Below are 11,789 nucleotides of genomic sequence, written 5' to 3'. Positions count from 1 at the left end.
GGGCGGGATCAGCGCAGGGCGCGCAGGAACCGTTCGGCGGCCGGGACCGCGCTCGCCGTACTCGATCCGCCCTGCTCCACGAAGACGGCGAAGGCCACGTCCCCCTGCCAGCCGACGAACCAGGCGTGGGTGTGGGCCGGGTTGTCGTCGTACTCGGCGGTGCCGGTCTTGCCGTGCACCGGCCCGCCGGGTACGTCCGCCAGGGCCGTCGCGGTGCCCCGGGTGACCACCTCGCGCATCATCGTCCGCAGTGGCCCGACCGACCCGGCCGACAGTTGCGGTCCGGCCGGGGCGGGCTGGGCCGGCGCCGGATCCAGCACGAGCTTCGGCTGCTGCCACTGGCCCCGGGCGACCGCCGCGGTGGCTGCCGCCATGGCCAGCGGGCTGACCTGGGTGGTGCCCTGCCCGAAGGCGGCGGCGGCCCGTTCGGCGGCCGACCCGCCGGTGGAGACCCGGCCGGTGAACGCGTCCAGCCCGAGGTCCCACCTGCCCTCCAGCCCGAGCGAGCGGCCCGCCTCGGCCAGCCCGTCCGGGCCGAGCTTCGGGGCGAGCGCGGCGAACGCCGTGTTGCAGGACTTCGCGAAGTCGACCCGGAAGGGCACCGTACCGAGGGCGAAGTTGTCGGAGTTCTTGAACGACCGACCGTCCACGGTGAACGTCTTCTCGCAGGGGACCGGCCCGTCCAGGGTGACCGCGCCGGCGTTCAGCAGGCCCAGCGCGCTGACCATCTTGAAGGTGGAGCCGGGCGGGACCTGCGCGGTGAAGGCGAGGTTCTCGCCGGCCGGGCCGGGACCGTTGGCGGCGGCGAGCACGGCCCCGTCACTGATCCGGACCGCGACCAGGGCGGCCCGTCGCCGTTCGGCGCGCAGGGCGCCGTCGGCGGCGTTCTGCGTCGCCACGTCCAGGGTGGTGCGTACCGGCTCACCGGCCTTCGGCTCGGCCCGGAACAGTTCGGTCCCGGTCGGGGCGACCTCACCCTCCGGCCCCTTGCGGTTGACCACCACGCTGAGCCCGGGCCGGCCGCGCAGCCGTTCGTCGTACCGACCCTGCAACCCGCCGTGGCCGACCAGGTCACCGGCCGTGTAGAGATCCGGTTTGGCGGCCAGGTCCTCCTTGAACGCCGGGTCGACCGAGCCGAGCACGGCCCGGGCGAACTCGCGGGTCGGGGCGAGGTCCCGCTGTTCCTCGCGGAACTTCGTCCCGGCGTAGTCGTAGATCCGGGGTTTGATCTGGAGGTACGCCTCCCGGCGGAGGGTCACCACCTCGACGAAGTCGCCCGGCTCGGCCGCGGCGAGCCGCTTCGGCAGGTCGGTCAGGTCGACCGGCGGGTTCAGCGCCGGCCGGACCGCCCGGAACGCCGCCTCCAGGTTGCGCGCCAGGGCGGCAGGATCCTCGACCTGGTTGGGCTGGACGCCGACCACCACGACCGGGCGGGGTGCCACGATCGGGGTACCGGCGGCGTCGAGCACCGCCGCCCGGGGTGCCGGGTCGCGGCGGACCGCCAGCCGGTCCCCGCTGGTCAGCCCCTCGTGCACCAGCTGCGGCTCCCAGATGACCTGCCACCGGTCGTCGCCGCCCTGGACCAGCCGGACGGGTCGGTCGTACCCCCAGGTGACGTCGCCGGGGAGCGACCACTCGACCCGGATGGTGGCGTTCGCGGTGTTCCCGGTGACGGTGGCCCCGCCGGTCCGTTTCAGCTCCGGTGAACTCTTCGGCAGCCCGCCGGTGAGCTCCCGGAGCTGCCCGGTCACCTCCTCGGCGGAGAGCCGGTCGCCGGCCGGGTTGCGGAACCCTACCGCGTTCAGGTCCCCGGAGCGCCAGCCGGCCAGGAAGGCGTCCACGCTCTCCTCCGGCCCGTCCCCCCGCGAGCAGCCGACCAGCGCCGTACCGGCCAGCGCGAGGCAGGTCAACGCGGCCGGCAGCCGCGCCGCGCGCCGCCGGGTCGGGCGGTGCCGACGGATCGGGTACACCTCACGCATGCTCGGCCATCCTTTCGTCCCCGTACCGGCCGGAACCGACGGTAGTACGGGTTCGGCCCCGACCGCTGTCCCTGTCGCACCGGGGGTGCGACGAAACCGTCTCCCGGGATCAGGTGAGGAAACTGCCGGGTAGGGGTACTCCCGTCCTGCCCCGGCCCCGTACCACAACGGGAGAACGGCCATAGTCCGGAACCGTACGTCTCGGCTGGTGGTCCGCCGAGGGGCAAGGTGATCGGGAGGGCCTAGGCTGAGCGGCGAGTGACCCACAGCGTGGTGGGTCGAGGGGAGTGGCACCGATGGACCGGCGTCCGGCAGTCAAACCGGGACCCGATCTCCGGCAGGTCGACACCAGCCGGGACGACAGCTTCGATGCGGCGACCGACGGCGATGGCGTCGGCAGCCGCCTGCACAGTGGCGTGACCGGAGTTTCCGGTGCGAGCCTGGACACCCTCTACGATCTCGGCCTGCCGCCCGAGGCGCTCGCCGACGACGCGGAGGACGCCGAACTCGACGAGCCGGTACCGAACGCCGAACGCCTGGTCGCCCAGGCGGTCGCCCTGGCCGGGGACGACCATGACGCGGCGACCCTGGTGGACCGGTTCTGGCGGTTCGCGCCGGACGAGGAGCTGATCGGCTTCACCGCCGAGGAGATGCTCTCCGCCGCCCGGGCCCACCGGGACCTGGCCCAGCAGCGGGTACCGGGCGAGTTGAAGCTGCGCATCCACGAGCCGGACGCCGAGCAGCAGCACACCGTCGTCGAGATCGTCACCGACGACATGCCGTTCCTGGTGGACTCGGTCACCGCCCTGCTCACCGCCCACCACCTCGACCTGCACCTGCTGGTGCACCCGCTGGTGGTGGTCCGCCGGGAGCCGCTGGGCCGGCTGACCGAGGTGGCCGCGGACGTCGAACCGGACGACGCGATCGACGGCGACATCGTCGAGAGCTGGATGCGGATCGAGATCGACCCGGTCCGGGACCAGGAGGAGCGCGACAACCTGCGCCGCGAGTTGCAGCGGGTGCTCACCGACGTCCGGGAGGCGGTCGAGGACTGGCCGAAGATGCGCCAGCGGGCGCTGTCCCTGGCCGACGAGCTGTCGGCGGCGCGTACCTCGGAGAACCGTCCCCCGGTGCCGGAGAAGGACATCACCGACTCGGTCGAGCTGCTGCGCTGGCTGGCCAACGAGCATTTCACCTTCCTCGGCTACCGGGAGTACCGGCTGGCCGCCGACGAGCGGGGCGAGCAGGCGCTGGAGGCGGTGCTCGGCACCGGGCTGGGTATCCTGCGGGCCGACCGGCCGGAGGCGCGGGCGCTGTCCTCGATGACCCCGGAGGCGTACCAGAAGGCGCTGGAGAAGCGTCTGCTGATCATCACCAAGGCGAACTCCCGGGCCACCGTGCACCGGTCGGCCTACCTCGACTACATCGGCTTCAAGGTGTTCGACGAGGCCGGCGAGGTGATCGGTGAGCGGCGTTTCCTGGGGTTGTTCTCCACCGCCGCCTACCGGACCAGCGTACGCGAACTGCCGGTGGTGCGCCGGAAGGTCGCCGAGGTGATGGAACGGTCCGGGCTCAGCGAGCGCAGCCACTCCGGCAAGGACCTGCTCCAGATCCTGGAGACGTACCCGCGCGACGAGCTGTTCCAGATCAAGACCGACGACCTGTACCACGCGGCGATCGGGGTGCTCCGGATGGCGGGGCGCCGGCAGTTGCGGCTGTTCCTGCGCCGGGACGGCTACGGCCGGTTCATCTCCTGCCTGATCTACCTGCCCCGGGACCGGTTCACCACGCAGAACCGGCTGCGGATGCAGGAGATCCTGCTCCGCGAGCTGAACGGGGTCGGGGTGGACTACACCACCCGGGTGACCGAGTCGATGCTGGCCCGGGTGCACTTCATCGTGCGGACCGACCCGGCCGCCCCGCCCGGTGAGGTGGACGCCGACCTGCTGGCCGAGGAGCTGGCCGACGCGACCCGGCTGTGGGACGACGACTACCGGCTGGTGCTGGAACGCAAGCTCGGCGACGAGCAGGCCAAGCACCTGTTCACCCGGTACGCGGACGCCTTCCCGGAGGGCTACAAGGACGGTCACACGCCGTACGAGGCGATGAAGGACCTGGCCAAGCTGGAGCTGCTGGAGGAGCCGGGCCAGCTGGAGATGCACCTGTTCCGCCGGCAGCAGGCGCCCCGGCTGGGGCGGGCGGTGGACACCGACGGGCTGGACGTGCGGTTCAAGGTGTACCGGTACGGCGAGCCGATGATGCTCTCGGCGGTGCTGCCGGTGCTGCACTCGCTCGGCGTCCGGGTGGTCGACGAGCACCCGTACGAGGTGGACCGGATCGACGGCCGGATCTGGCTGTACGACTTCGGTCTGCGGCTGCCGGAGGGGCACCAGGACCTGGCCGAGGTGCGCCCGCACGTGGAGAACGCGTTCGCGGCGGCCTGGCGGGGCGAGGCCGAGGTGGACGGCTTCAACGAGCTGGTGCTGCGGGGCGGACTGACCTGGCGGCAGGTGGTGGTGCTGCGGGCGTACGCGAAGTACCTGCGGCAGGCCGGCACGGTCTTCTCCCAGGACTACATGGAGCAGACCTTCATCGCGTACCCGTCGATCGCACAGCTGCTGGTGGAGCTCTTCGAGGTGCGGTTCTCGCCGACCCTGGAGCTGACCGCCGAGGCGCGCAACCAGCGGGCCCGGGAGCTGGTGGACCGGATCGGGCAGGCCCTGGACGACGTGTCCAGCCTGGACCAGGACCGGATCCTGCGGTCGTACCTGACGGTGATCCAGGCCACCCTGCGGACGAGCTTCTTCCAGCGCCGTACGGACGGCCGGCCGAAGGAGTACGTGGCGTTCAAGCTGGACCCGCAGGCGATCCCGGACCTGCCGCAGCCGCGCCCGAAGTACGAGATCTTCGTGTACTCGCCCCGGTTCGAGGGGGTGCACCTGCGGTTCGGGGCGGTGGCCCGGGGTGGCCTGCGCTGGTCGGACCGCCGGGAGGACTTCCGGACCGAGGTGCTGGGCCTGGTCAAGGCACAGATGGTAAAGAACGCGGTGATCGTGCCGGTGGGCGCCAAGGGTGGCTTCGTGTTGAAGCAGAAGCCCGGCGACCGGGACGAGGCGGTCGCCTGCTACCAGGGGTTCATCTCCGGTCTGCTGGACGTCACCGACAACATCGTCAGCGGGAAGATCGTGCCGCCGGTCGACGTGGTCCGGCACGACGGGGACGACCCGTACCTGGTGGTGGCCGCCGACAAGGGCACCGCGACGTTCTCCGACATCGCCAACGAGATCTCGGTGTCGCACAACTTCTGGATGGGCGACGCGTTCGCCTCCGGTGGTTCCGCCGGGTACGACCACAAGAAGATGGGCATCACCGCCCGGGGCGCCTGGGAGTCGGTGAAGCGGCACTTCCGGGAGCTGGGGCACGACACCCAGACCCAGGACTTCACCGTGGTCGGCGTGGGTGACATGTCGGGTGACGTGTTCGGTAACGGGATGCTGCTGTCGGAGCACATCCGGCTGGTGGCCGCCTTCGACCACCGGCACATCTTCCTGGACCCGTCGCCGGACGCGGCCACCTCGTACGCCGAGCGGCGGCGGCTGTTCGACCTGCCGCGTTCGTCGTGGGCGGACTACGACCAGGAGTTGATCTCGGCCGGGGGTGGCGTCTTCCCGCGTACCGCCAAGTCGGTGCCGATCACGCCGCAGGTCCGGGCGGTGCTCGGCCTCGACGACGGGGTGGAGAGCATGTCCCCGCCGGAACTGATGCGGGCCATCCTGACCGCGCCGGTGGACCTGTTCTGGAACGGCGGTATCGGCACCTACGTGAAGGCGTCCAGCCAGACGAACGCCGAGGTCGGCGACAAGTCCAACGACGCCATCCGGGTCAACGGCAAGGACCTGCGCTGCCGGGTGGTCGGTGAGGGCGGCAACCTGGGCTTCACCCAGGTCGGCCGGATCGAGTACGCCCAGTCGGGCGGCCGGATCTACACCGACTTCATCGACAACGCGGCCGGGGTGGACTGCTCCGACCACGAGGTCAACATCAAGATCCTGCTCGGTACGGCGGTCGCCGACGGCGAGTTGACCGTGCCCGAGCGGGACGAACTGCTGGCCGAGATGACCGACGAGGTCGCCGAGCTGGTGCTGCGGGACAACTACGACCAGGCCCGGGCGCTCAACAACGCGCAGGCCCAGGCGGCGTCGCTGCTGCCGGTGCACCGCCGGATGATCACGGATCTGGAACGTTCCGGGGTGCTCAACCGGGAGCTGGAGGCGTTGCCGCCGGACGAGGAGCTGGCGGTCCGGACCGACACCGGGCTGACCGCGCCGGAGTTCGCGGTGCTGCTGGCGTACGTCAAGATCTCGCTGGAACGGGAGATCCTCGCTGACGGGCTGGCGGACGAGGAGTGGACGACGGAGGTCCTCACCAACTACTTCCCGACGCCGCTGCGCCAGCGGTACGCCGACCGGATGGGCCAGCACCGGCTGAACCGGGACATCGTGACCACGGTGCTGGTCAACGAGGCGGTCAACCGGGGCGGGATCACCTTCATCTACCGGGTGGTCGAGGAGACCGCGGCGTCGGCGGCGGACGTGATCCGGGCGTACGTGGTGGTCCGGGAGGTCTTCGGGCTGCGGGAGCTGTGGGACGCGGTCGAGGCGCTGGACAACCGGGTGTCACCGGAGTTGCAGACCACGGTGTACCTGGACAGCCGGCGGCTGCTGGACCGGGCGGTGCGCTGGCTGGTGACCAACCGGCGTTCGCCGATCGACGTGCCCGCCGAGATCGCCCGGCTGCGGGACGGCGTGTCCCGGCTCCTGCCGGAGTTGGGCAACCTCTTCTACGGCGCGGAGCGGGAGGCGCTGGCCGAGCACATCGAGATGATGGCCGGGCGGGGGTTGCCCCGGGAGCTGGCCGAGACGTCGACCCGGTTGATGTACAGCTTCGGTCTGCTGGACGTGGTGGAGACCGCGGCCCAGACCGGGCGGGACGTCGGCGAGGTGGCCTCGGTCTACTTCGTGCTCTCCGACCGGTTCCGGGTGGACTCGCTGCTGTCGAAGATCTCCCTGCTGCCCCGGGAGGACCGCTGGCAGACCCTGGCCCGGATGGCCCTGCGGTACGACCTGTACGCGGCCCTGGCCGCGCTCACCGCCGAGGTGCTCGGCTCGACTCCGGCGGACCTGCCGGCGGCCGACCGGGTGCAGGAGTGGGAGCAGTCGAACGCCACTTCGATCAGCCGGGCGCACCGGGCGATGGGGGAGTTCGACGAGTCCCGGGCGGACCTGGCTGCCCTGTCGGTGCTGCTGCGGCAGATCCGTACCCTGGTCCGGACCTCGGCCGCCGCCTGACCGGCTGGCGGGTCCGCGAGCCGGTCGGACGCCGATCGTCCGGCCGGCTCGGATCGGGGCCGTGCCGTCGTGATGTGCGTGATGCCTCCCAGGCATAAAAATGCCTGGGAGGCATCACGTTCGTGAGTGGACCCCGGGGTTGGTCAGGGGCGTGCGGTGCCGGCGACGAAGGCCCGCCAGGCCGCCGGGGTGAAGCGCAGGACGGGGCCCTGCCGGTCCTTGCTGTCCCGGACGGCGACGACGCCGGGGAGGTTGTCGGCCACCTCGACGCAGTTGCCGCCGCTTGAGCCGCTGCGGGTGGACGTGCGCCACCGGGCTCCGGTCAGCTCCATGTCTCCACCACTTCCTTGATCAGGTCGATCGACTGCCGGCGGGGGAGCGCGTCGTTGCGGACGCTCTCCCAGATCTGTATCAGCCTAGCCACTTCCTCATCGTTGTCGATGAGTATCCCGCCGAGCTGGTGCTCCAGGTGGCCGACCCAGCCGCCCGCCGTCGAGCGGGCCAGCGTGAACGGGCCGGAGAGCCCGAGGTGCAGCACCGCGTCGGCCGGCACCACGTGCACGCTGATGTGCGGTTTCTCGGCGCAGGCCAGCAGGTGCCCGAGCTGTTCGGCCATCAGCAGGGTGAACCCCTCGCCGCAGCGGCGCAGCACCGACTCGTCCAGCACCACGATGTACTGCGGGGGTTGCGCGCGGTCCAGGATGGCCTGCCGGTCCAGCCGGGTGGCCACCCGCTGGTCCACCTCGGCCTCGGCCAGGGTGGTGTCGAGCCGGAGCACCGCGCGGGCGTAGTTCGGGGTCTGGAGCAGCCCGGGGATCAGCGACGGTTCCCAGCAGAAGAGCTGCTCGGCGGCCCGCTCGGCGTCCAGCCAGGGCCGGAACCAGGACGGCGCGCCGTCCCGCCGGGCCAGCTCCAGCAGGGAGACCAGCAGGTCGCCGCTGTCCAGTACGGCGTCGGCGCGGGCCAGGAACGCCTCGTCGAGCGGGTGCTGACCCAGCTCCACGGCGGACACCTTGGACGACGAGTAGTGCACCAGCTTGCCGAACTCCTCCTGGTTCAGCCCGGCCACGGTGCGCAGCCGGCGGAGCTGGGCGCGGATCAGGTCGGCGGTCGGGGGGACCGGTCGTCTCGCCACACTTCCTCCACAACATCGGTCAGGGGTGTCGCCGGTCGCCCCGCGTGGCCGTGGTCGGGCCCGCGCTGCGCCAGCACCAGCAGCCAATACTTCCGTACGTGTCGGTTCGCTCAGCAGACTGTGACGGCGTGGCGCCGGGGACTTCCGACTCCCCCGGTCCCGACTCCGGCGCCACGCCCCCGGAACCCGGTGTCCGGGTTGCTGCGGAAGGGACATGGCGCAGCCCGGACGCCGGCCGGGGGACGAGCACGGGAGGACCGATGAAGGACGATGTGGCGGGTCCGCCGGACCCGGTCGGGGCGACGACGCCGCACAGCCCGCTGCGACCGATCTGGTGCTGCCGCGCCTGCGGGCACCCCTGGCCGTGTGCCCGGGCCCGACTGCACCTGACCGCCGAGTACGCGGACACCCTGGTCACGCTCTCGGTCTATCTCTGCGGGCTGCTTCACGAGGCGGTCGGCGACCTGTACCGGCTGAACCCCGCGGACGGTCCGTCGCCGCAGGCGATGTTCGACCGCTTCCTGGGCTGGGTGCCGCACCGGCACCGGCCGGGGTGAGGAAGCCTCCCCGACCTTGAGCCCAACCGAACGGAAGGGCCCCGGTACCGCTGGCGGCAACCAGGGGTACCGGGGCCCTTCCCACCTGCCCCGCCGGCCCGTCGGCGACGGCTTCTTGGCGACGGCTCACCGTACGCTGGCGAAGACGACCACGTTGTCGAGGTAGGTGCCCTTCTTCTTGTCGAAGGCACCACCACAGGTGACCAGGCGCAACGTGGCGTTGGGTGTGGTGGCGTAGACCAGGTCGGTGGGGAAGGACGCCTTCGGGAAAGCCTTCACCCCGTCGACCGTGAACGTCACCACCTTCCCGTCCTTGCGGCTGACCTGGATGGTGTCGCCGGGGCGCAGCGCGCCGAGCTTGAAGAAGACGGCCGGGCCGAGTTCCTTCGAGTCGACGTGTCCGACGACGACCGAACTGCCGATCTCGCCGGGGCTCGGTCCGAACCGGTACCAGCCGGCCCGGTCCGCCTGTTTCAGCGACGGCACCTCCATGCTGCCGTCGGCGTTCACCCCGAGCGACATGATGTCCGCGTCGACGCCGATCCGGGGGATCCGTACCCGGGTCGGGTCGGACCGGTCGAGGCCGACCGGTGCGACCGGCACCGCCGATGCCGACGGGCCTCCGGCCTCCGGTGCCGGGGCGTACCGCGTCGGGGCGGCCTCGGCCACCGGTTGCGGGGGCCGGGGAGCCGGTCGGGTGAACGCAGCCACCACCAGGCCGACACCGAAGATCCCCACCAGCGCGAAGAGGGTGACGAGCGCGAGGCCGGCGGCCCGACGCGGAACTCCGCGTGGGCCGCCGACTTCCCCCGTCACCGGATCAGGCCAGCGTTCCATTGGCCTGGCGCCGCCGCAGGACCAGCATGCTGCCGAGCGCAGCCGCCGCCACCAGGCCGATACCGCCGGCCGCCATGCCGGTGCTGGTGGTCGCGCCACCGTCACCACCCTCGACGTGGCCGCGCGGGGCCACGACGACCTCACCCTCGGCGCACGAGCCCTTCAGCTCGTACGTCCCCGGGCGGGCGTGCCGGTCGACCTGGGCCTCACCGGCGTAGACGAACTTCTTGTGCTCCGGCCCGGTGTCGCTGCCACCCTTGCCGCCCTTGTGCTCGCCGCCGGTCTCGCCGCCCGGCTGGCCGCCCTTGTGCTCGCCGCCGGTCTCGCCACCGGGCCGGCCGCCCTTGTGTTCCCCACCGGGCATGCCGCCCGGCTGGCCGCCGGGCTCCCCCTTGTCGTGGGTCACCGGGTGCAGCTTGACCTCGCCGGTCACCTTGGACCAGGCCTTGGGGTGCGCCTGCTCCTCGGAGCAGACCTGGACGATCTCGATGCGCTGGCCCGGGTGCACGGTCGCCGGCTCGGTGTAGATCTTGCCCCACTTGTGGGGAGCCGGAGCCTGGTCGGCGAGCGCGATGCCCGGCGCGCTGACGAGCAGGGCCGCACCGCCGAGGGCAGCGCCGACGACCAGCTTGCCGAGGAACTTCTTTGCCATGACTTCCCCCTCTTGTGACCATTGCTCGCGTTTGGCGAGCTACGACCGACGTTAACGAGTTCATGAGCTTTCATCAGGTTTTTCCGTGACTTGCCCTGAATTCGTCTTGGCGGTCGTTACCTGTGGTAGGGGGTCTATCGGCTGTTGCCTCCTGTCTGGAGCGGATCGGCCCGGTTCGGGCGGGGAAGGGACGGGTTCAGACCCGGGTGGCGAAGACGATGATGTTGTTCAGGTAGGTGCTCCGTTGTCTGTCGAAAGTGCCGCCGCAGGTCACCAGGCGTAGCCCGGCCCGGTCGGACGGTCCGTACACCAGCGCCGAGGGGAAGGACTTCTTCGGGTACGACCGCACCTCGTCGACGCGGAACTGCACCACGCTGCGGTCCTGGCGGGTGATCCGGATCCGGTCCCCGGCGGCCAGTTCACCGAGCCGGAAGAAGACCGCCGGCCCGAGGGCCGCCGAGTCGACGTGTCCCATCAGCACCGCGTTGCCGGTCTCGCCGGGACTCGGCCCCTGGCCGTACCAACCGGCCAGGTGCGCCCGGCTGAGCGGGGGTACCTCGACGCTGCCGTCACTGCGGGTGCCGAGCGTGAGCACGTCGGCGCGTACCTTGATCCGCTCGATGGTCACCTGTACCGGCGCCGAGTGGGGCAGGCCGGGATCGGCGGAGGGTCCGTTACCCCCGGCGAGGTCCGGGTCGACGGCCGCCGTCGGCGGGGCGGGAAGCGGCGCGTTCAGATCGGCCCCGGCGGCCGGCTGCGGCGGGGTGACCGGATCGGGTGCGGTGACCGCCAGGCCGATGAGACCCACCCCGGCCAGGGCCACCAGGACGACGAGCAGGGGGCCGGCGACCCGCCAGGGTGCCCCGGGACGGCCGCCGGCTCCTCTCGTCATCGGGTCAGCCGACCTGGTCACCGGTGCGGCGACGACGTACCAGCAGCAGGCCGCCGATGGCGGCGGCCCCCAGCAGCCCGACCCCACCGGCGGTCAGGCCGGTCTCGCTGGCCGTGCCGGTGCGGAGCGAGCCGCCGTCACCGCCGTCGACCGGGCCGCGCGGGGTGACGATCAGTTCACCCCGACCGCAGGACCCCCGCAGCTCGTAGTGCCCCGGCCTGGTGTTCCCCGGCACCTCGAAGCTGGTCCAGTAGATGTGGATCCCCCAGTCCGGGTCGGACCCGAAGTGGACCCTGTCTCTTATACACATTTCCGAGCCCACGAGACTCGACGTCACCTCGTATGCCGTCTTCTGCTTGAAAGAAAAAAAAAAAAAGCAGAGGATAGGG

At 71.5% G+C, this 11,789-nt stretch carries 9 protein-coding genes; 2 read left to right on the top strand and 7 right to left on the bottom strand.

Features of this window, described 5'->3' with window-relative positions; translation table 11 throughout:
• Positions 1 to 8 precede the first annotated feature (8 nt).
• Positions 9 to 1,979, bottom strand: a complete 1,971-nt coding sequence (locus tag GSF22_RS23100) for a penicillin-binding transpeptidase domain-containing protein (RefSeq protein ID WP_208815831.1) — start codon at positions 1,977 to 1,979, stop codon at positions 9 to 11.
• Positions 1,980 to 2,275: 296 nt separating this feature from the next.
• Between GSF22_RS23100 and GSF22_RS23095 the strand changes: the two genes are divergently transcribed.
• Positions 2,276 to 7,327: an NAD-glutamate dehydrogenase gene (locus GSF22_RS23095; RefSeq protein ID WP_208815830.1), complete on the top strand. Its 5,052-nt coding sequence runs from the start codon at positions 2,276 to 2,278 to the stop codon at positions 7,325 to 7,327.
• Between the two features lie 143 nt (positions 7,328 to 7,470).
• Here the strand turns inward: GSF22_RS23095 and GSF22_RS23090 are convergent, their stop codons facing one another.
• Both GSF22_RS23090 and GSF22_RS23085 read right to left on the bottom strand, forming a co-directional pair.
• A complete protein-coding gene (locus tag GSF22_RS23090; protein ID WP_208815829.1) occupies positions 7,471 to 7,659 on the bottom strand; it encodes a DUF397 domain-containing protein in 189 nt (62 codons plus the stop codon).
• Entirely contained in the window at positions 7,650 to 8,462 is an 813-nt protein-coding gene (locus tag GSF22_RS23085; RefSeq protein ID WP_307804241.1) for a helix-turn-helix domain-containing protein, read from the bottom strand. Before GSF22_RS23085 ends, GSF22_RS23090 begins: the two co-directional genes overlap by 10 nt.
• A 260-nt stretch (positions 8,463 to 8,722) precedes the next feature.
• Between GSF22_RS23085 and GSF22_RS23080 the strand changes: the two genes are divergently transcribed.
• Entirely contained in the window at positions 8,723 to 9,019 is a 297-nt protein-coding gene (locus tag GSF22_RS23080) for a hypothetical protein (RefSeq protein WP_208815827.1), read from the top strand.
• Between the two features lie 126 nt (positions 9,020 to 9,145).
• Here the strand turns inward: GSF22_RS23080 and GSF22_RS23075 are convergent, their stop codons facing one another.
• From GSF22_RS23075 to GSF22_RS23060, 4 genes are all read right to left on the bottom strand, one after another.
• Positions 9,146 to 9,856 (bottom strand): class F sortase, encoded by a 711-nt coding sequence (locus GSF22_RS23075; RefSeq protein ID WP_208815826.1) that lies wholly within the window; start codon positions 9,854 to 9,856, stop codon positions 9,146 to 9,148.
• Positions 9,840 to 10,508: a hypothetical protein gene (locus GSF22_RS23070; protein ID WP_208815825.1), complete on the bottom strand. Its 669-nt coding sequence runs from the start codon at positions 10,506 to 10,508 to the stop codon at positions 9,840 to 9,842. The genes GSF22_RS23075 and GSF22_RS23070 overlap by 17 nt, the downstream gene beginning before the upstream one ends.
• Positions 10,509 to 10,704: 196 nt before the next feature.
• Complete coding sequence (locus GSF22_RS23065; RefSeq protein WP_208815824.1) at positions 10,705 to 11,400, bottom strand: class F sortase; 696 nt, start codon at positions 11,398 to 11,400, stop codon at positions 10,705 to 10,707.
• Positions 11,401 to 11,404: 4 nt separating this feature from the next.
• Positions 11,405 to 11,789, bottom strand: a 385-nt coding sequence (locus GSF22_RS23060; RefSeq protein WP_208815823.1) for an LPXTG cell wall anchor domain-containing protein, incomplete at its 5' end; no start/stop codon positions are given.

The sequence above is a fragment of the Micromonospora echinofusca genome (assembly GCF_017614955.1).
Taxonomy (GTDB): Bacteria; Actinomycetota; Actinomycetes; order Mycobacteriales; family Micromonosporaceae; genus Micromonospora; species Micromonospora echinofusca_A.
This window is presented reverse-complemented; position numbering and strand designations above follow the sequence as displayed.